18 protein-coding genes are annotated in these 20,135 nt (G+C 61.4%); 9 read left to right on the top strand and 9 right to left on the bottom strand.

Features of this window, described 5'->3' with window-relative positions:
- Window positions 1-71: 71 nt before the first annotated feature.
- Both FJD34_RS05755 and FJD34_RS05750 read right to left on the bottom strand, forming a co-directional pair.
- The gene (locus FJD34_RS05755; RefSeq protein ID WP_065943998.1) at window positions 72-821 is read right to left on the bottom strand and encodes an enoyl-CoA hydratase; all 750 of its coding nucleotides are present in this window, start codon (window positions 819-821) and stop codon (window positions 72-74) included.
- Between the two features lie 28 nt (window positions 822-849).
- Window positions 850-1,782: an iron-sulfur-binding ferredoxin reductase gene (locus FJD34_RS05750; protein ID WP_065943997.1), complete on the bottom strand. Its 933-nt coding sequence runs from the start codon at window positions 1,780-1,782 to the stop codon at window positions 850-852.
- Window positions 1,783-2,080: 298 nt separating this feature from the next.
- Between FJD34_RS05750 and FJD34_RS05740 the strand changes: the two genes are divergently transcribed.
- The 4 genes from FJD34_RS05740 (at window position 2,081) to FJD34_RS05725 (ending at window position 8,473) form a co-directional block, all read left to right on the top strand.
- Window positions 2,081-3,604, top strand: coding sequence for a fumarate hydratase (locus tag FJD34_RS05740; RefSeq protein ID WP_032862460.1), 1,524 nt, complete (start codon window positions 2,081-2,083; stop codon window positions 3,602-3,604).
- 260 nt (window positions 3,605-3,864) lie between these two features.
- Entirely contained in the window at window positions 3,865-5,631 is a 1,767-nt protein-coding gene (locus FJD34_RS05735; RefSeq protein WP_090291846.1) for an ATP-binding protein, read from the top strand.
- Window positions 5,625-6,959, top strand: a complete 1,335-nt coding sequence (locus tag FJD34_RS05730) for a sigma-54-dependent transcriptional regulator (protein ID WP_032862458.1) — start codon at window positions 5,625-5,627, stop codon at window positions 6,957-6,959. Before FJD34_RS05735 ends, FJD34_RS05730 begins: the two co-directional genes overlap by 7 nt.
- A 194-nt stretch (window positions 6,960-7,153) precedes the next feature.
- Window positions 7,154-8,473 carry an MFS transporter gene (locus FJD34_RS05725; protein WP_032862456.1) on the top strand — a complete coding sequence of 440 codons (1,320 nt, stop codon included), beginning with the start codon at window positions 7,154-7,156 and terminating at the stop codon, window positions 8,471-8,473.
- Between the two features lie 63 nt (window positions 8,474-8,536).
- Here the strand turns inward: FJD34_RS05725 and FJD34_RS05720 are convergent, their stop codons facing one another.
- Window positions 8,537-9,292 carry a COG4705 family protein gene (locus FJD34_RS05720; protein ID WP_032862455.1) on the bottom strand — a complete coding sequence of 252 codons (756 nt, stop codon included), beginning with the start codon at window positions 9,290-9,292 and terminating at the stop codon, window positions 8,537-8,539.
- Window positions 9,293-9,477: 185 nt separating this feature from the next.
- Between FJD34_RS05720 and FJD34_RS05715 the strand changes: the two genes are divergently transcribed.
- Window positions 9,478-10,110: a flavin reductase family protein gene (locus tag FJD34_RS05715; RefSeq protein ID WP_032862453.1), complete on the top strand. Its 633-nt coding sequence runs from the start codon at window positions 9,478-9,480 to the stop codon at window positions 10,108-10,110.
- 38 nt (window positions 10,111-10,148) lie between these two features.
- Here FJD34_RS05715 and FJD34_RS05710 read toward each other — a convergent pair whose 3' ends face one another.
- Together FJD34_RS05710 and FJD34_RS05705 are read right to left on the bottom strand one after the other, a co-directional pair.
- Window positions 10,149-10,430, bottom strand: coding sequence for a hypothetical protein (locus tag FJD34_RS05710; RefSeq protein ID WP_032862452.1), 282 nt, complete (start codon window positions 10,428-10,430; stop codon window positions 10,149-10,151).
- An 8-nt stretch (window positions 10,431-10,438) separates the two neighbouring features.
- Entirely contained in the window at window positions 10,439-10,780 is a 342-nt protein-coding gene (locus FJD34_RS05705) for an antibiotic biosynthesis monooxygenase family protein (protein WP_032862451.1), read from the bottom strand.
- Between the two features lie 328 nt (window positions 10,781-11,108).
- On the opposite strand from FJD34_RS05705, the gene FJD34_RS05700 reads away from it, so the two are divergent.
- Complete coding sequence (locus FJD34_RS05700) at window positions 11,109-12,038, top strand: AraC family transcriptional regulator (RefSeq protein WP_032862450.1); 930 nt, start codon at window positions 11,109-11,111, stop codon at window positions 12,036-12,038.
- Window positions 12,039-12,047: 9 nt separating this feature from the next.
- Here FJD34_RS05700 and FJD34_RS05695 read toward each other — a convergent pair whose 3' ends face one another.
- The 4 genes from FJD34_RS05695 to edd all read right to left on the bottom strand — a co-directional run bounded on the left by FJD34_RS05695 (window position 12,048) and on the right by edd (window position 17,077).
- Complete coding sequence (locus tag FJD34_RS05695) at window positions 12,048-13,502, bottom strand: ATP-binding protein (protein ID WP_032862449.1); 1,455 nt, start codon at window positions 13,500-13,502, stop codon at window positions 12,048-12,050.
- On the bottom strand, window positions 13,492-14,223 hold the full coding sequence (locus FJD34_RS05690) for a response regulator (protein WP_032862448.1): 732 nt from the start codon (window positions 14,221-14,223) through the stop codon (window positions 13,492-13,494). Before FJD34_RS05690 ends, FJD34_RS05695 begins: the two co-directional genes overlap by 11 nt.
- 74 nt (window positions 14,224-14,297) lie before the next feature.
- Window positions 14,298-15,254 carry a glucokinase gene (locus FJD34_RS05685; protein ID WP_032862447.1) on the bottom strand — a complete coding sequence of 319 codons (957 nt, stop codon included), beginning with the start codon at window positions 15,252-15,254 and terminating at the stop codon, window positions 14,298-14,300.
- On the bottom strand, window positions 15,251-17,077 hold the full coding sequence (gene edd / locus FJD34_RS05680; protein WP_090291848.1) for a phosphogluconate dehydratase: 1,827 nt from the start codon (window positions 17,075-17,077) through the stop codon (window positions 15,251-15,253). The genes FJD34_RS05685 and edd overlap by 4 nt, the downstream gene beginning before the upstream one ends.
- A 222-nt stretch (window positions 17,078-17,299) precedes the next feature.
- Between edd and gap the strand changes: the two genes are divergently transcribed.
- The 3 genes from gap to FJD34_RS05665 all read left to right on the top strand — a co-directional run bounded on the left by gap (window position 17,300) and on the right by FJD34_RS05665 (window position 20,087).
- Window positions 17,300-18,301: a type I glyceraldehyde-3-phosphate dehydrogenase gene (gene gap / locus FJD34_RS05675; protein ID WP_032862445.1), complete on the top strand. Its 1,002-nt coding sequence runs from the start codon at window positions 17,300-17,302 to the stop codon at window positions 18,299-18,301.
- A 216-nt stretch (window positions 18,302-18,517) separates the two neighbouring features.
- A complete protein-coding gene (locus FJD34_RS05670; RefSeq protein ID WP_032862444.1) occupies window positions 18,518-19,036 on the top strand; it encodes an RNA polymerase sigma factor in 519 nt (172 codons plus the stop codon).
- An 82-nt stretch (window positions 19,037-19,118) separates the two neighbouring features.
- Window positions 19,119-20,087, top strand: a complete 969-nt coding sequence (locus FJD34_RS05665; protein WP_032862443.1) for a FecR family protein — start codon at window positions 19,119-19,121, stop codon at window positions 20,085-20,087.
- The last annotated feature ends 48 nt before the right edge of the window (window positions 20,088-20,135 follow it).

Raw genomic sequence — 20,135 nt, 5'->3', positions numbered from 1 at the left:
CCCACACTTGAAATGCATCCCCATGTGGGAGCGGGCTTGCCCGCGAAAGCGTCAGTCCAGCCACTTCGATTTCAGCGCTGGGCAATAAACCCCGACAACGCCGCAATCGCCTCCGGCGACCTCAACCGCTGGGTAAACAGCGCGCCCTCCTCCTCGATCACCTGGCGCAACTGCTCGCGATCAACGCTCTTCATCAACTGTTTGCTGATCTGCACCGCGCCCGGCGCCAGGCTCTCGAAACGCTCGGCCACCTCCCGCGCCTTGGCCAGCGCGGCTTCGCCACTGTCCAGCGCTTGTGTGGCAATGCCCCACTGCGCTGCTTGCTCGCCGCTGAATCCTTCGCCCAGCAGCAACAATTCGGCAGCCTTCGCATGCCCAAGCAAACGCGGCAGGATCAGGCTGGAGCCAAACTCCGGGCACAGCCCCAGGTTGACGAACGGCATGCGCAACCGGGCATCGCGGCTGACATACACCAGGTCGCAATGCAGCAACAGCGTCGTGCCAATGCCCACCGCAGCACCGGCCACGCCAGCGATCACCGGTTTGCGGCAATTAAGCAGGCTTTTCATGAAGAGGAACGGTGGGCTGTCCAGGTCCGTAGGCGGTTGTTGCAAGAAATCGCCAATGTCGTTGCCGGCGGTAAAACACTCGCTGCTGCCCTGGATCAGTACCGCATTGACCGTGTTATCAGCATCAGCCTGCTCCAACGCCTCGGCCAACTGATGGTACATGGCGCGGGTCAGGGCGTTTTTCTTGTCGGGGCGATTGAGCTGCAGAATCAGCAGCCCACGGTCACGTTGCAGCACAATGGCATCGGTCATGGTGAGTCTCGCAGATTGGAATCAGCGCTCAACCACGGGGCAGGAACACATCGGCCAGCAGTTGATTACGCGGCAGGCCCGCCAGGAACAGGCGCTTGGAAAAGGCCTCGACACTGTCGGGATGCCCGCAGAGTAAGGCCAGGGTTTGCCGGGAAACAAGCCGCAGTTGCGCCAAAGCACCGGCCAACTGCGCCGCTGTCCACAGCTCGACGGTGAGGTTGTCATGGCTGGCGGCAAGCTGGGCCAGGGGTTCGGCCAGATAATGCGCGCCCGTATCATGAGCCAGGTGAATCACGCGGATGGCGCCCTGGTGATCCTGGCGCAAGGCTTCGCGCAACACGCCCCACAAGGGGGCCAGGCCGGTGCCGGATGCCAGCAGCCACAGCGGCCGGGATTGCCAGTCCGGATCGTAGTGCAACGCCCCGCCGCGCAGTTCGCCCAGGCGCAGTTGATCACCGGCCTGTAGCTGCCGAGCAAGATCACTGAACTCGCCGGGCAAGCGGCAATCAAGGTGGAACTCCAGGAACGGATCGTCCTGGGGCAGGCTGGCCAGGGAATATGGCCGCGCCACCGTACCCGCCCACAACACCAGGTGCTGGCCGGCCCGATAACGCAGCCCACGCTCCGGTTGCAGGCGCAGGCGCAGCACCGTCGGGCTCAACCAGTCCGCGCTCAGTACCGTTGCCGCTGCACCATCGCGCAAGGGGTCAAAGGCTTCAACCTGCACGTCACCCGTGACCTGGCACTGGCAGGCCAGGCGCCAACCGTCCTGGCGTTGTGCCGGGCTCAAGGCATCGGGCTGCTTGTCCTCGACCTCACCCTGGCACCGCACCAGGCAAGCGTGGCAACTTCCGGCGCGGCAGCTGTAGGGAACGGCCACACCGGCCTGGTTCAAGGCATCCAGCAGATTGCTGCCGGTGGAAACCGACCAGTGGCGTGCGCCGACGTGCAGTTCAGGCATAAAACTCTTCAACTGTAGGAGCGAGCTTGCTCGCGAATGTCGCTAACGATAGCGCGGGCTGTCTGACGAAACCCACCAGATTCACGTTTTTCGCGAGCAAGCTCGCTCCTACAGCTAAATCGAGCCAGCCATTCGTGACCATCGTCGGGTGTATCGGCCACCGCGCCGGGTTATACTGCCGCGCCTTTTTAGCGTCGCGCCTGCACCACTTGGCGTGCCTTGGAAAGGTGGCTTCAGCCGACCGACGCAACACTGAAGCCACCTTTATTGAATGTTCCCTTATAGAGGAGCGCGACTCATGACCGTGATCAAGCAAGACGACCTGATTCAGAGCGTTGCCGACGCCCTGCAATTCATTTCCTACTACCACCCCGTTGACTTCATCCAGGCGATGCACGAGGCCTATCTGCGCGAAGAATCGCCGGCAGCCCGTGACTCCATGGCCCAGATCCTGATCAACTCGCGCATGTGTGCCACCGGCCACCGCCCGATCTGCCAGGACACCGGGATCGTCACCGTGTTCGTCCGTGTCGGCATGGACGTGCGCTGGGATGGCGCCACCATGAGCCTGGACGACATGATCAACGAAGGCGTGCGTCGCGCCTACAACCTGCCGGAAAACGTCCTGCGGGCCTCGATCCTCGCCGACCCGGCAGGTAGCAGGAAGAACACCAAGGACAACACCCCTGCGGTGATCCACTACTCCATCGTCCCGGGTAACACCGTGGAAGTGGACGTGGCGGCCAAGGGTGGCGGTTCCGAGAACAAGTCGAAAATGGCCATGCTCAACCCGTCCGACTCGATCGTCGACTGGGTGCTCAAGACCGTTCCGACCATGGGCGCCGGCTGGTGCCCACCGGGCATGCTCGGCATCGGCATCGGCGGCACCGCCGAGAAAGCCGCAGTGATGGCCAAGGAAGTGTTGATGGAATCCATCGACATTCACGAGCTGAAAAAGCGCGGCCCGTCCAACCGTATCGAAGAGATGCGCCTGGAGCTGTTCGAGAAGGTCAACCAACTGGGCATCGGTGCCCAGGGCCTGGGTGGCCTGACCACCGTGCTCGACGTGAAGATCATGGACTACCCGACCCACGCCGCCTCCCTGCCGGTGTGCATGATCCCCAACTGCGCTGCCACCCGTCACACGCACTTTGTGCTCGACGGTTCCGGCCCGGTTGCCCAGGAAGCGCCACCTCTGGACGCCTACCCGGAAATCGTCTGGGAAGCCGGCCCGTCGGCGCGTCGGGTCAACCTCGACACCCTGACCCCGGAAGATGTGCAGAGCTGGAAACCGGGCGAAACCGTGCTGCTCAACGGCAAGATGCTCACCGGTCGCGACGCAGCGCACAAGCGCATGGTCGAGATGCTGAACAAGGGCGAAACCCTGCCGGTCGACCTCAAGGGTCGTTTCATCTACTACGTCGGCCCGGTCGATCCGGTGCGCGAAGAAGTGGTTGGCCCGGCTGGCCCGACCACTGCTACGCGGATGGACAAGTTCACCCGCCAGATCCTTGAACAGACTGGCCTGCTGGGCATGATCGGCAAATCCGAGCGTGGCCCGACCGCCATCGAAGCAATCAAGGACCACAAGGCCGTGTACCTGATGGCCGTCGGCGGCGCGGCTTACCTGGTGGCGCAAGCCATCAAGAAGTCGCGTGTGGTGGCGTTCGCCGAACTGGGCATGGAAGCGATCTACGAGTTCGACGTCAAAGACATGCCGGTGACTGTTGCAGTCGACAGCAACGGTGAGTCGGTACACATCACAGGTCCTGCCATCTGGCAGCAAAAGATCAGTGAGAGCCTGGCGGTAGAAGTGCAGTAAGCACCTCCCAGCAAGGATAAAAGGCGACTGTGGCTCCATGCCGCAGTCGCCTTTTTTGTGGTCGCTGCAAACGCAGTCATGTGGGAGCGGGCTTGCTCGCGAAAGCGCTGAATCAGGCGCTGGATGCGTTGAATGACACACTGCTTTCGCGAGCAAGCCCTCTCCCACACAAGCCCAGCTGTCACACCAGCCCGTTCGCCACAAGATCCAAGCAGCACATGTTATGGTGCTCGCCCCCTACTGCAGCTGCTCATTCTCGTATGATCGCGATCCCTCGCCCATTGCGTCTGACCTTCTACTCCCTGCTGATTATTGCCGGTGCCGTCCTGGCGGCCAGCGTGGCCATCCGCCAGGCCGAACGCCAGTCACTGGTGGACGATGCCGGGCGCGCGAACCAGCAGTTGGCACTGTATGCCAACTCCTTGCACACCCTGATCGAACGTTACCGCGCCCTGCCCGCCGTGCTGGCCCTGGATTCGGAAATGATCCGCGCCTTGAAAGGCCCACTGGATCCGGCGACCCAGGACGTGCTCAACCACAAGCTGGAACGTATCAACGGCGCCGCGCAGTCTTCGACCCTGGAATTGATGGACCGTACCGGGCTGGCCGTGGCTGCCAGTAACTGGCGCCTGCCCAGCAGCTATGTCGGCCACAACTATGCGTTTCGCCCCTACTTCAGCCAGACCCGCAGCCAGGGCACCGGGCGTTTTTATGCGGTGGGGGTGACCACCGGGATCCCGGGGTATTTCCTTTCCTGCGCGGTAGTGGATGAGCAGGAGCAGTTCATTGGCGCCATGGTGGTCAAGCTGGAGTTCCCGGAACTGGAACGCGAGTGGGCCCAGGGCGATGACCTGCTGCTGGTCAGTGATGCACGGGGCATTGTATTTATCGCCAATAAACCCGGATGGCGTTACCGCAACCTGCGCCCGCTGTCGGCCAACGATCTGGCTGAACTCAAGGCCACGCGCCAATACGACAAGAAACAACTGCTGCCCCTGGACACTCAGACCTTGCAGCGCTTCGACGAAAACAGTCACCTGGTGCGTGTGGCCGGCCCCGCAGGCAACGCCAACTACATCTGGGAATCCCTGCCCCTCAAAGCCGAAGGCTGGACCCTGCACTTACTGCGCAAACCCCAGGTCGCCTTTGAAGATCAGCGTAATGCTGGGCTCGCCGCCGCCGGCCTGTGGCTGGCACTGGTGTTCCTGCTGTTGTTCCTGACCCAACGCTGGCGCCTGGCCCGTTTGCGCCAGCGCAGCCGCGAAGAACTGGAGCGCCTGGTGGAAGAGCGCACCCAGGCCTTGCGCACCGCCCAGGATGGCCTGGTGCAATCGGCCAAGCTGGCAGCACTGGGACAGATGTCTGCGGCCCTGGCCCATGAAATCAACCAGCCACTGACTGCCCAGCGCATGCAACTGGCCACCTTGCGCCTGCTGCTCGATCACGGGCGCATCGATGACGCTTACCAGGCGCTGACGCCCCTGGACGATATGCTCACCCGCATGGCAGGCCTCACTGGCCACCTCAAGACCTTCGCCCGCAAAAGCCCCAGCGGCCTGCGCGAACGCCTGGACCTGGCGACCGTGGTCGACCAGTCCCTGCATTTGCTCGACGCCCGCCTGCGCGACGAAGCCATCAGCATCGTGCTCGACCTGACCCGCCCAGCCTGGGTGCGTGGTGATGCCATTCGCCTCGAACAAGTGCTGATCAACCTGTTGCGCAATGCCCTCGATGCCATGGCCAACGCGCCGCACAAACGCCTGGAAATCCGCCTGCATGCCGATCAACAACTGTGGCACTTGAGTGTGAGCGACAGCGGCGGCGGCATTGCCGAGGAACACCTGAATAATGTGTTCGACCCGTTCTTCACCACCAAACCGGTGGGTGACGGCCTCGGGCTCGGGTTGGCGGTGTCCTACGCTATCGTGCATGAACTGGGGGGACGCTTGAGTGCTGCCAACCACGGCGACGGCGCCGTCTTCACCCTGACCCTGCCCATTGCGCTGGAGGCGCCGGACCTATGCTGAACGCGGTGATCGTGGTTGATGACGAGGCCAGCATCCGCACGGCCGTCGAACAGTGGCTGAGCCTCTCTGGTTTTGAGGTGCAACTGTTCAGCCGTGCCGAGGACTGCCTGGCTCACCTGCCCAGGGATTTCCCCGGGGTGATTCTCAGTGACGTGCGCATGCCGGGCCTCAGTGGCCTGGAGCTGCTGGCCGAGGTGCAACGACGCGATGCCGACCTGCCGGTGATCCTGCTGACCGGTCATGGCGACGTCCCCATGGCCGTCGAAGCCATGCGCGACGGCGCCTACGATTTCCTCGAAAAGCCCTTCAGCCCCGACGCCCTGCTCGCCGGCCTGCGCCGAGCCCTGGACAAGCGCGGCCTGATCCTGGAAAACCGCCGCCTGCACCAACAGGCCGATCATCGGGCCAAGCTCGAATCGAGCCTGCTGGGGGTGTCCCGCAGCCTGCAAACGTTGCGACGCCAAGTCCTGGATTTGGCGGCCTTGCCGGTCAACGTGCTGATCCGTGGCGAAACCGGCAGCGGCAAGGAGTTGGTCGCCCGTTGCCTGCACGACTTCGGCCCCCGGGCGAAGAAGCCGTTTGTCGCCCTCAACTGTGCGGCGATCCCCGAGCAACTGTTTGAAGCCGAACTGTTTGGCCATGAAAGCGGCGCCTTCACCGGCGCCCAGGGCAAGCGCATCGGCAAACTGGAGTACGCCGACGGCGGCACGCTGTTTCTCGACGAGATCGAAAGCATGCCCCTGGCCCAGCAGGTCAAGCTGCTGCGGGTGCTGCAGGAGCAGAAACTCGAACGCCTGGGCTCCAACCAGAGCATCAAGGTGGACCTGCGCATCATCGCCGCGACCAAGCCCGACCTGCTGGACGAAGCCCGCGCCGGCCGCTTTCGTGAAGACCTGGCTTATCGCCTGACCGTTGCGCAATTGCGCCTGCCGCCGTTGCGCGAGCGCCGCGAAGACATTCCGCTACTGTTCGAACACTTCACCCAGAGCGCCGCCGAGCGCCTGGGCCGGGATGCCGCGCCACTCAGCGGGCCGCAACTGGGGCGGCTGCTGAGCCATGACTGGCCGGGCAACGTGCGCGAGTTGGCCAACGTTGCCGAACGCCAGGTGCTGGGCCTGGGTGAACCGGAGCCGGAAGGTATCGAGGCAGGGCAATCCCTGGCCGCGCAGCAGGAAGCGTTCGAGGCCCACTGCCTGAAAGCCGCATTGACCCGGCATAAAGGCGATATCAAGGCCGTGCTGGCCGAGCTGCAACTGCCACGGCGCACCTTCAATGAAAAGATGCAGCGGCATGGGCTGACCCGGGAGATGTTTCTTGCGATGGATTGAGGGGGCTCATGAGGACAACCGCCATAAGCGGATTTCCGCTCACCACCAAAAAATCATCAGCGGCTTTCCGCTCAAAAAAATTCCTACACCCTTCTAGAACGGGCCTTCAGCCAATTGGCACAGCTCCTGCTATAGCCCCAACCAGGCTGCGCTGACGCGCGCTCCACAAAAACAATGACATGAAGGATCCTTCAATGGATAACTCCAATTCCCTGCCTCTGGGGTCGGCTGCCGTGCCGGCAAAAGAACGCACTACCTCCAGCCGGATCAAGTCGATCTTCAGCGGATCGGTCGGCAACATGGTCGAGTGGTACGACTGGTACGTCTACGCCGCCTTCTCGCTGTACTTCGCCAAAGCCTTCTTCCCCAAAGGCGACACCACTGCCCAACTGCTCAACACCGCCGCGATCTTCGCCGTGGGCTTTTTGATGCGCCCGATTGGCGGCTGGTTGATGGGCCTCTACGCTGACAAAGTCGGGCGTAAAAAGGCCTTGATGGCCTCGGTCTACCTAATGTGCTTCGGCTCATTGCTGATTGCCCTGAGCCCTGGCTATGAAGTCATCGGCATCGGCGCGCCGATCCTGCTGGTATTTGCCCGTTTGCTGCAGGGCCTGTCGGTCGGCGGCGAATACGGCACCTCAGCCACTTACCTCAGCGAGATGGCGACCAAAGAACGTCGTGGTTTCTACTCCAGCTTCCAGTACGTGACCCTGATCTCCGGCCAGCTCATAGCCCTCGGCGTGCTGATCGTGCTGCAACAAACCCTGACTACCGAACAACTGTACGCCTGGGGCTGGCGTATCCCGTTCGCCATTGGCGCCCTGTGTGCGGTCGTAGCGCTGTACCTGCGACGCGGCATGGAAGAAACCGAATCGTTCACCAAGAAGGAAAAAGCCAAGGAAAGCGCCATGCGCACCTTGATGCGCCACCCCAAGGAACTGATGACCGTGGTCGGCCTGACCATGGGCGGCACCCTGGCCTTCTACACCTACACCACCTACATGCAGAAGTACCTGGTGAACACCGTCGGCATGAGCATTTCCGACTCCACCACCATTTCTGCAGCCACACTGTTCCTGTTCATGTGCCTGCAACCGATCGTCGGCGGCCTGTCGGACAAGATTGGTCGCCGGCCGATCCTGATCGCCTTCGGTATCCTCGGGACGCTATTCACCGTACCGATCCTCACCACCCTGCACACCGTGCAGACCTGGTGGGGCGCGTTCTTCCTGATCATGGCGGCGCTGATCATCGTCAGCGGCTACACCTCGATCAATGCCGTGGTGAAGGCCGAACTGTTCCCTACCGAAATCCGCGCACTGGGTGTAGGCCTGCCTTACGCGCTGACTGTGTCGATCTTCGGCGGTACCGCTGAATACATCGCCCTGTGGTTCAAGAGTATCGGCATGGAAACCGGCTACTACTGGTATGTGACGGCGTGTATTGCCGTGTCGTTGCTGGTCTACATCACCATGAAAGACACCCGCAAGCACTCGCGGATTACCACGGACTGACCGTTCGCCTGGTGTAAAAAAGGGGCCATGTCAGCCAATGACATGGCCCCTTTTTTCATCGTGTCAGGAAAGCTCTGCCACCGGCTGGCGGCTATCCCTGCGCTGTACATACCAGGCGCCGGCGATCATCACCAGCAGCACCGCCGCCAACACCGCCGACGAGCCAACGGTGCCAAAGTCCAGGCCGCCCTTTTCATGGGGTTTGGTCAGGAAGTCCCCAAGGGTCGCACCAAAGGGACGGGTCAGTACAAACGCGACCCAGAACAACACCACCGACGAAACCGTCGTGCAGTACTTGAGCGCCACCACCAGCAGGATGCTCGCGCCGATCAACATGGCGCCCCCGGCAAAGCCCAGCCCCGAGTCATCGGCGAGGAAATCCCCCAGCGCCGTGCCCAAAGTGTTGGAGAGCAGGATGGCGACCCAGTAAAACAGCTCGCCACGCGGGGTCTGGACCTTGTTCACGTTCAACGAATCGCCGCTCAAGTGCCAGAGGGCAAAGATCATCAGCAACAGCACAATCAGGATCATCGAACCAGAAGCGTACCCAAGGCCCAGGGTACGATCCATAAAGTCAGACATTGTGGTGCCCGCCGTGCTCGTCGACAGGATTACGATCCAGTACAGCACCGGGTTGTAGGTTTTCGACCACAACTGTGTCAGCAAGGTGATCAGGAACACACTGAGCAGGATCATCGAACTGATCGCATACCCGACGTTCAGGGTCATCGACAACAAGTCCCCAGCGGTTTCGCCCAGGGTGGTCGCACAGATTTTCATGACCCAGAACGCCAGGGTGATCTGAGGAAGTTTGTTCATTGTGCAGAAGGCTCCAGAGTTCAGTCTCGAAAGGCCGACTCATGGGGGGTATCGACCTGGCGTGCAGACTGGCCGTGCAGCTGTGAAAAATAGGTGGGCGATGAATGAAAATTCCATACGGTCTGTGGAAATCTTGCCCTTGGGGTTGCACTATTGCGCTTTTCCCCGCAACAGGAACACCGGCCATGCCTGACGACATCCACTTCTACGAACCCGCCAACGGCCACGGCCTGCCCCACGACCCGTTCAATGCCATCGTCGGCCCACGGCCGATTGGCTGGATTTCGTCCCAGGACAACGAAGGCCGCCTGAACCTGGCGCCCTACAGTTTTTTCAACGCATTCAACTACATTCCACCGATCATTGGTTTTTCCAGCGTCGGGCGCAAAGACAGCCTGAAGAATATCGAACAGACCGGCGAGTTTGTCTGGAACCTGGCCACGCGCCCACTGGCCGAGCAGATGAACCAGAGCTGCGCTGCCGTTTCACCTGAGGTCAACGAGTTTGAACTGGCCGGGCTGACGCCGGTAGCGTCCAAGGTGATTGCCGTACCACGGGTGGGCGAGAGCCCGGTGTCGTTCGAGTGCAAGGTCACGCAGATCATTCAACTGCAACGGGCCGACAAGGAACTGGTACCTAGCTGGCTGGTGCTCGGCGAAGTGGTCGCGGTGCATATCGCCAAGTGGCTGCTCAAGGACGGGGTGTACGACACCGCTGCTGCCGAGCCGATTTTACGCGGTGGCGGCCCGGCGGATTACTTCCAACTGGGCCCGCAAGCGCTGTTCAAGATGTACCGCCCAGGCGCCACCAAACCCTGACTGAAATGCAATCAAAACTGTGGGAGCGGTGGTGTGCTTTAGTTGGTTGCGGTCGCCCAGGCCAACTGGCCCTCTTCATCGATATCGATCAAGCGCTCCAATTGCTGGGCCGCCGCATCATCGGCGTCATCGGCAGTCTTGAACAGTTGGCCATCAAGGATCTTGTGAAAGCGCGGTGCGCTCATGCCATCCAGTGCCTTGACGGCAATGGCGGCGCTATAGCCACCCTGGTCTTCGCGCACGAGGGCGGAAACAGCTTCGTGGTGGGCAAACTCTTTACGTGCCATGTTGCAGGTCCTGGCCAATGGAAAGTCGGCCATTCTAAACCCTAACCGGCCAGTTGCAGGTACTCGCCGTAGGCATCCAGGGCAGACGCGTCGGTGAAGGTCCGGAAGTCCATGCTGCGCACGACCCTGTCGTTCAACAACTCGGTAAACAACATCAGGGCCGGCGAGCTGAAGTAGGCACTCATGGCTTGCTCGCTGCTCCAGAAACCTGAAACCAGCCATACGTCGGGGTCAATCTGGGAATGCTGCAACGAGAACTGCAGGCAACCCTGAGCCTGGCGGCCCGGTTCGATCAAACTGCTCAAGCGTGCACCCAGTTCGGTGCTGCACCCGCTACAGGCGCGGATAAAGGCCATATGGCTCGCGGGAATGGGGGTGGACATGTTCGACTCTCCCGTTGAGAAGTGATGCTCGGCAAGCACTGTGAGGGCGTGTTGCCACAGGATCAAAGATACGGGCGCGGGTGCGGGCAGAGTTAGTCGATTCCTGCTGGCTTATTGCACAATCCTGCCAGAGGCGTAGATAGACAGTTCGGCCCCAGGCTTTACTCAGAGTCCATACGCCTTGTTTCAGGCAGATGACAGGCCGTATTGCTTGCCTGATTCAAGAGACGCCGCAGGATCAGGCAAGGATTGTGCAGAATCGACATAACGCGATTGCAACTGCCACCGCTAAGCTAAGCCCATCCAAGAAGCATGCAGAGGACGCCCCATGCCGTCGCCCGAACACCCGCCCATTCCCCTCGATGCCGAAATGGAGAAGCAGCGCGCCGAACTGGCCGGCATTGTGCACCGGCATACCTGGGAAGACGGTTCCTACGGCACGGCGATCACCTCGCTGTACCTCAACCGCCACAACACACCGCGCGACTTCATGCCGGTGCTGGTGGAACCCGCCCTGTGCATCCTCGCCAACGGCAGCAAGGAAGTACGCCTGGCCGATGAAATCTTTGCCTATGACCCGCTCAACTACCTGGTGTTCTCGGTCGCGATGCCGGTGGCCGGGCGGATCATTGATGCCACGCCCGAAGATCCTAACCTGTCGGTACGGATCAATATCGACCCGGCGCAACTGACTGCCTTGATTGCCGAAGCCGGCCCGATGGGGGTGCCCACGCGCCCGACATCCCGTGGGATGTATGTCGACCAGATCGACACCCAACTGCTCGACGCCGTACTGCGCCTGGCGCGTTTGCTGGATACGCCCAAAGACATTGCGATGCTGGCGCCATTGATCAACCGCGAAATTCTCTACCGTTTGCTGCGTGGGCCCCAGGGTTATCGGCTGTATGAAATCGCCGTGGCCAACAGTCAGAGCCACCGGGTCAGCCGTGCGATCACCTGGTTGAACAGCAACTACGAGCAGCCGCTGCGCATCGATGACTTGGCCAGGGAAGTGAATCTCAGCGTGTCGACCCTGCATCACCGCTTCAAGGCCATCACCGCCATGAGCCCGTTGCAGTACCAGAAGCAGCTGCGTTTGCAGGAAGCACGGCGGCTGATGATCGCCGAGGGCCTGGAAGCCTCGGCGGCCGGTTATCGGGTGGGGTATGAAAGCCCATCGCAGTTCAGCCGGGAATACAGCCGCCTGTTTGGCGCGCCGCCGCTTAGAGATTTAGCCAGACTGCGCCAAAGCATCTGACCCACCGCTTCAATCGGGTGTGCGGGGCAACTGCAAGGTCACCCGTAGGCCACCTTCGCGCAAATTCTGCAGGCTGACTTCGCCGCCATGGCTGTGGGCGATGTTGCGCGCAATCCCCAACCCCAAGCCATAGCCCTGCTGCTGCCCGGCCAGGCGAAAGTGCGGTTCAAAGACCTGTTCCAGGCGCTGCTCCGGCACCCCCGGTCCTTCGTCATCCACATGCAGGATGAACTGCGCGCCATCGTCTTCGATATGCAGATGGGCGTTCTGCCCATACTTCAAGGCGTTGTCGATCAGGTTGCCAATGCAGCGCTTGAGCGCCAGCGGCTTGCCCGAATAGGCCGTCAGCGCCCGACCATGCTGGGTCACCCGCCCATTGCCATTGGGCGCCAGGTACGGCTCCACCAGGCAGTCGAGCACATGATTGAGGTCCACCGGCTCGATGTTCTCGTGGATATCGGTGTCCTTGACGCACTGCAACGCACCTTTGACCAGCAGTTCCAGCTCGTCCAGGTCACGGCCGAACTTGGCTTGCAGCTTCTCGTCCTCCAACAACTCCACACGCAAGCGCAGCCGTGTGATCGGGGTGCGCAGGTCGTGGGAAATCGCACTGAACAACTGGCTGCGCTCGGTCAGGTAGCGGCTGATCCGTTCGCGCATGGCATTGAACGCACGGCCCACTTCCACCACTTCGCTGCCGCCGCCTTCGGCCACCGGCTCCACGTCGGCCCCCAGGGACAGGTCCCGCGCCGCGCGTGCCAAACGCTTGAGCGGGCGGCTTTGCCAATGCACCAGCAACCCGATAAACAGCAGCAGAAACCCGCTGGTCAGCACGATAAACCACACTTGCTGGGACGGCAGGCCTTGCTCTTCAAGGCTGGTGTAAGGCTCGGGCAAGAGCGATGCGATGTACAACCACTCGCCAGCCGCCAACTGGATCTGCGTGACCAGCACCGGTGGATTGACCGGTTCCAGGGTCAACGCGTAATGCGCCCAGGAACGTGGCAGCTCATCGAGTTTCAAGCCGGCATTGAAGATGCGCAGGTCTTCGGCGCTGACAAACTCCACCGAAAAATGCACGTTGCTGCCCAGGGTCTGGCGCAAGACTTCATCCACGGCACCGAGCACCGCAAGCTTGCGTGGCGTTTGCGGCAGCACTTCCATATCCAGCGGCTTGTCATTGAGCGTCACCACAAAACGCGTGCCGCCCATGCTGCGCAATTGGTCCAGCACCAGCGGCCGATAAGCCACTGGCAACGAGCGGAAATAACTGACGCTGGCAGTCATCGAATGCGCCAGGCTACGGGCACTGGTGACCAGGCCTTCAAGCTGGGTGGCGCGCAACTGCGACACCCAGATCACACTGGACAAGGCCTGGGCAAACAGCACGGCCAACAGGGTCAGCAGCAGCATGCGCCCCAATAATGAACGCGGGACCGGAATGCGCCGGCGTTCAGTGGGCATTGCTGGCAACCACACTGGCCGCCAGTTGGTAACCGCTGCCACGCACGGTGCGGATCAGCCGTGGAGGTTTCTCGGTATCGCGCAGGCGTTGGCGCAGACGGCTGACAGCCATATCGACAATCCGGTCCAGAGGCATCAGGTCGCGGCCTCGGGTGGCGTTGCCAATGGTGTCGCGATCAAGGATTTGCTGCGGATGATCGAGGAACAGCTTGAGCAGGGCAAAATCGGCCCCGGAGAGGATGACTTCCTCGCCGTCGAGGTGGAACAGCCGGTGGCTGATCATGTCCAGCCGCCACTCATCGAATACCAGCACATCACCACCGCTGCGCTCCTGGCCAAACTGGCAGCGCCGCAGCAATGCCTTGATCCTGGCCTGCAACTCACGCGGGCTGAAAGGCTTGCCAATGTAATCGTCGGCGCCCAGTTCCAGGCCGATCACTCGGTCGGCTTCATCGGAACTGGCGGTCAGCATGATGATCGGCACCTGGGCCTGGCGCGGGTGTTGGCGCACCCAGCGGCAGAGGCTGAAACCATCTTCGTCCGGCAGCATCACGTCGAGGATCACCAGGTCGCACGGTGCCTCGTCCATGGCCTGGCGAAACCCTGCGCCATTGGACACACCCCGCACCTGGAAGCCGGCGCGACTGAGGTAGGTTTGCAGCAACTCGCGGATTTCCTCATCGTCGTCGACGAGGAGAATGGATTTACTGATTACGCTCACGGGGGCCTCCTTGTTGTTATGGGGTGCTCTCTAGGGCCTCATCGCGGGCTTGCTCGCGATCGGGCCATCACTGCCTACGCAAAAGCCTGCTCCAACGCCACACCCGCTCCAGTCAACCCGGAATACGGCGCCGTCACCAACCACACCGGAATACCCTTGAAGTAGTCACTCATGCAGCCTTTGTCAGCAAAACTCTTGGCAAAACCACTGTTGATAAAGAAATCGGCAAACCGTGGGATCACCCCGCCTACGATGTACACGCCACCCCGGCCACCCGTGGTCAGCACGTTATTGCCCGCCACGCGGCCCAGCCAGATGCTGAACTGATCGAGGACTTCCAGCGCGACCGGATCGCCGGCCAGGCCCGCCGCCGTAATCGCCTCGGGCGTTTCGAGCACGGCCTGATGACCGTCCACCGCGCAGATCGCCCGGTACAGACGCGGCAGGCCACCACCGCTCAGGGCGGTTTCAGCACTGACATGCCCGATTTCGTTGTAGATGTGCTGCCACAACTGGGTTTCCCGCGGGCTGCTCAGGGGCAGGTCGACATGCCCACCCTCCCCCGGCAACGCCGCCCAGCGGCCTGCGCCCAGATCCAGCAAAGTGCCGACACCCAAGCCAGTGCCCGGGCCAATCACCACCGCCGGGCGCAACGGCTCCGGCGTGCCTGCGCACACCACGCGATACTCATCGGGTTGCAGGCGCGTCATGCCCAGGGCCATGGCCGAAAAATCATTGACCAGCAACAACTCGTCCACCTGCAGGTTTTTGCAGAACGCAGCCCTGCTCAGGCGCCAATGGTTGTTGGTGAACTTGAACTCATCACCACTCACCGGCCCCGCCACCGACAGGCACACCGCGCCAATGGAACCTGGCGCCAGGCCTTCCTCCTTGAGGTAGACCTGGATCGCATCCTCGGGGCTGGCGTGATCTGCCGTGGCCAGCACCCGGATCGAATGCAGTTCCTGGTCCCGCCACAACGCAAACCGGGCGTTGGTACCGCCGATGTCACCAACCAGCGCAAGCTTCACTTAAGTGTCTCCAGGGCAGAGGTAAAGGCGCTGGCGCCCTGCTCTGCGGAGCTTGCGGCCAGACGCATGAATGCAAACAGCTCACGCCCCGCCCCCACGTTATTGCCCAAAAGGCCCGTGGCAGGTGTGCGCGCGGCAAATTCTTTGGCGTCCACCTTAAGCTCCAGGGTGCCTTTGACGCCATCGACGCGAATGATATCGCCATCCATGACCCGCGCCAGCGGCCCGCCGCTCTGGGCTTCGGGGTTGACGTGAATCGCGGCCGGGATCTTACCCGAGGCGCCGGACATGCGCCCGTCTGTCACCAGCGCGACCTTGAAGCCTCGGTCCTGCAGGACACCCAGGAACGGGGTCATCTTGTGCAGCTCCGGCATGCCGTTGGAGCGCGGGCCCTGGAAGCGCATCACCGCGACAAAATCCTTCTCCAGTTGGCCGGCCTTGAACGCATCGGCCAAGTCTTGCTGATCCTGGAATACCACCGCCGGCGCTTCGACGATTTGATGTTCAAGGGCCACCGCCGAGACTTTCATCACCCCGCGGCCAAGGTTGCCTTCCATCACGCGCAGCCCACCTTCGGGGGAGAACGCACGGGCCACCGGGCGCAGGATGGTTTCGTCGAGGCTTTCGATCGGGCCGTCGCGCCACACCAGTTCGCCGTCCACCAGGAATGGCTCCTGGGTGTAGCGGCTCAGGCCACGGCCCGCGACGGTGTTGACGTCTTCGTGGAGCAAGCCGGCTTCCAGCAGTTCGCGGATCAGGAACGACATGCCGCCCGCCGCCTGGAAGTGGTTGATGTCAGCCTTGCCGTTCGGATAGACGTGGGACAGGGTCGGCACCACCTCGGAGAGGTCGGCCATGTCTTGCCAGGTCAGGATGATGCCCGCCGACATGGCGATGGCCGGCATGTGCAGGGTGTGGTTGGTGGAGCCACCGGTGGCGTTGAGGGCCACGATGGAGTTGACCAGGGATTTTTCGTCGACGATCTCGCCAATCGGCGTGAAGTTACCGCTGGCCTTGGTCAGGCGCGTGACCTGGTGCGCGGCCTCACGGGTCAGCGCATCACGCAGCGGCGTGTACGGGTTGACGAACGAAGCGCCCGGCAAATGCAGGCCCATGACTTCCATCAGCAACTGGTTGGTGTTGGCGGTACCGTAGAAGGTGCAGGTGCCTGGGCTGTGGTAGGACTTCATCTCCGACTCCAGCAACTCTTCGCGGCTGGCCTTGCCTTCCGCGTAACGCTGGCGCACATCGGCTTTCTGTTTGTTGGAGATCCCCGACGGCATCGGCCCGCCCGGCACGAAGATCATCGGCAGGTGGCCATAACGCAGGGCGCCCATCATCAGGCCGGGGACGATCTTGTCGCAGATGCCCAGCATCAGCGCAGCGTCGAACATGTTGTGGGACAGCGCTACCGCCGTGGACATGGCAATCACTTCACGGCTCAGCAGGCTCAGCTCCATGCCGGGCTCGCCCTGGGTCACGCCGTCGCACATGGCCGGGGTGCCGCCGGCAAACTGACCGACGGAGCCAATCTCGCGCAGGGCCTTTTTGATCTGTTCGGGGAAATGTTCGTAGGGCTGGTGCGCCGAGAGCATGTCGTTATATGACGAAACAATTGCCACGTTGGCCGCATTCATCATTCGCAGACTATTTTTATCTTCAGTGCCGCATCCGGCCACGCCGTGGGCAAAGTTGGCGCATTGCAGCTTGCCGCGCATCGGCCCGTCGCTGGCCGCGCCGCGAATCAGCGCAAGGTACGCCTCACGGGTGGCCCGGCTGCGGGCGATAAGGCGTTCGGTGACCTCAAGTACGCGGGGATGCATGTGTAGAACTCCAGGCTAACGGATGTGGCGACCTGAAAGTCTATGCTGGTCAAAAGCCCGCCGCGCAAAGGTTGGCAGGGAGTTACTTGACCAATCGGACCAGTTGATTCAGGTCACTCGTTGTAGATTGAACAAAATATTGCCACTAAAAAGGCTTGTTTTCTATTTTTATGCGAATAATCTTGTAATTCTTACAACAAATCGACGACAGGCGCTTTTCAAATGACTCTTCGAATCGCAATCAATGGTTTTGGCCGTATCGGCCGCAACGTCCTGCGCGCACTTTATACCCAAGGCTACCGCCAGGATTTGCAGATCGTCGCCATCAATGATCTGGGCGACAGTTCGATCAATGCCCACCTGCTTAAATACGACACCGTCCATGGCACTTTCGATGCAGAGGTCGCCCACGATCAGGAAAGCCTGACCGTCAATGGCGACCGGATTGCCGTCAGTGCCATTCGCAACCCCGCCGACCTGCCGTGGGCTGCACACAAGATTGACGTGGTATTCGAATGCACCGGCCTGTTCACCGACCGTGACAAGGCCGCCGCCCATATTAACGCCGGCGCACGCAAGGTGATCATCTCTGCCCCCGCCAAGGGCGCGGATGCCACGGTGGTCTACGGGGTAAACCATGACATTTTGCGTCAATCGCACCAGATCATCTCCAACGCGTCCTGCACCACCAACTGCCTGGCACCGGTCGCCCAGGTGCTACACCGCGAGCTGGGCATTGAAAGCGGCCTGATGACCACCATCCACGCCTACACCAATGACCAGAACCTGACCGACGTCTACCACACCGACCCATACCGCGCCCGCTCGGCCACGCAGAACATGATCCCGAGCAAGACCGGCGCCGCCGAAGCCGTGGGCCTGGTGCTGCCGGAACTGGCGGGCAAGCTGACCGGCATGGCGGTGCGGGTGCCGGTGATCAACGTGTCCCTGGTGGACCTGACCGTGCAACTGAAAAAAGAAGCCACGGCAGAGGAGGTCAATGCACTGCTCAAAGAAGCCAGCCAGCACTCGAAAATCCTTGGCTATAACACCCTGCCGCTGGTTTCCAGTGACTTCAACCATAACCCGCTGTCGTCGATCTTCGACGCCAACCACACCAAGTCCAGCGGCAAGCTGCTCAAGGTACTGGCCTGGTACGACAACGAATGGGGCTTCTCCAACCGCATGCTGGATAACTGCCTGGCGCTGTGTAACGCCGAGTAACCCGCTGAAAACCTGATTGACCCAATCACTGTAGGAGCGAGCTTGCTCGCGAGAAACGCAGAGGCACCACGCTAACTCAGAATGCCAGCGTTATCGTTGACGACCTTCGCGAGCAAGCTCGCTCCTACAGGGTTGAGCGGAATACAGCAAAGTGCCACTTGCCATTTGCGCTGATGATAAGCATTATCATTCACTACCAATCGGTCTGGTACCCTCGTGAGCCTATCTCGCTTCAACCAAGTCTTCCTCAGCCAACGGCTGGTGCTGTTGCGAACCTTGCAGCGGATGGTGAACAACCACAGCACCGCCGAGGACCTGTTGCAGGAAACCTACCTGCGCGTCACTCGGGCCCTCAGCGAACGCCCCATTGACCATCTCGAACCTTTTGTCTTCCAGACCGCACGTAACCTGGCGCTGGACCATCTGCGCTCGCGTCGGATTCAATCGCGCACCTTGCAGGAAGATGTCCCAATGGATGTCCTGCAAAGTGTCGCCTCCCCGGTCACCACCCCTGAAGATGCCGCCCACGCCGAGCAATTGCTGGAGCACCTGAGTGTCAGCCTTGGGCAGTTGAGCGCCCGCCAGCAGCAAATCTTTATCCTCAGCCGCCTGCACGGCTGCAGCTATCAGGAGATCGCCGACCAGTTGCAGGTGTCCTTGAGCACTGTGCAAAAGGAACTGAAATTGATCATGGCCATCTGCATAGGTGTGGCCGAACGACTCGATCACCCTTAAGCTTTGTCGGGACAAGCCGACAGAAATGTCACAAAAATACGTAAGACATTGAATAAAACGTGGCGAAGACCCGAGGAACACCGTGACGGACCCGAACAACCTGCACCCCCATGAGTTGGCTCATGAGGTGTTGCAACATGCGGCCATGGACCAAGCCCTCGACTGGCTGATCGTCTTGCAGTGCCCGCAGCCTGGCCAGCAAGCCGAGTTTCAGGCCTGGCTGGCTGCCGACCCGAGTCACGCCCAAGCCTTCGCCAAAGCCCAGGCTGCCTGGGGCGGTGCGCCTGTGCACAGCGCCGCCGTGGCCCTCAATGCACCACGCAAACCCAGCGCCTGGCGGCGGATCAAGCCGCACTGGAAACCCCTGGCCACGGCGGCGGTGTTGCTGCTCGGGCTGTTCAGCTTCAGCAACCTGCCGGTGCGTCTGCAGGCCGACCATTTGACCGTGGTCGGCGAGCGCCAGCGCCTGCAACTGGATGACGGCTCCAAGGTGCTGCTCAATACCAATTCGGCGTTTTCCAGCACCATTGATGAGCATCAGCGTATCGCCCGCCTGTATCAGGGCGAGGCGTTCTTCGAAGTCGCGGCCAGCCGTGGCCTGCCCCTGCAAATCGACGCCGGCCCGGTGCGCGCCAGCGTCAGCGATACGGCATTTGCCGTGCGTTACCTCAACGGTGAGGCGCAGGTCCAGGTGCAACGCGGGGATGTCGACCTGAGCACCACCTTCGGCAATAACCGGGTGCGCCTGAGTGCCGGCGAGAGCATCCGCGTCGGCCCCAAGGGCTTCGGCCAACCGGCCAAGCTCGATGCCACCAAGGAGCTGGCGTGGGTCCAGGGCCGGTTGATCTTTGAAAACTGCCCGATGAGCGAGGTGCTGGCTGAGCTGCGGCGCTATTACCCGGGCTGGATCGTCAATACCAATGAGCAATTGGCCAGCGTCGCCGTGACCGGCAATTACCGCCTGGACCAGCCGCTGGACGTGGTGCGCTCCCTGGCCCACATCACCTCGGCCAAGCTCTCGGAGTTCCCGGCGCTAGTGATTCTCAACTGAGAATAATTATTTTTACTCGATAGCCCCTGCTGGTACGTCTCGTCTTAG

It is taken from the genome of Pseudomonas brenneri (genome assembly GCF_007858285.1).
GTDB classification, from domain to species: domain Bacteria; phylum Pseudomonadota; class Gammaproteobacteria; order Pseudomonadales; family Pseudomonadaceae; genus Aquipseudomonas; species Aquipseudomonas brenneri.
This window is presented reverse-complemented; position numbering and strand designations above follow the sequence as displayed.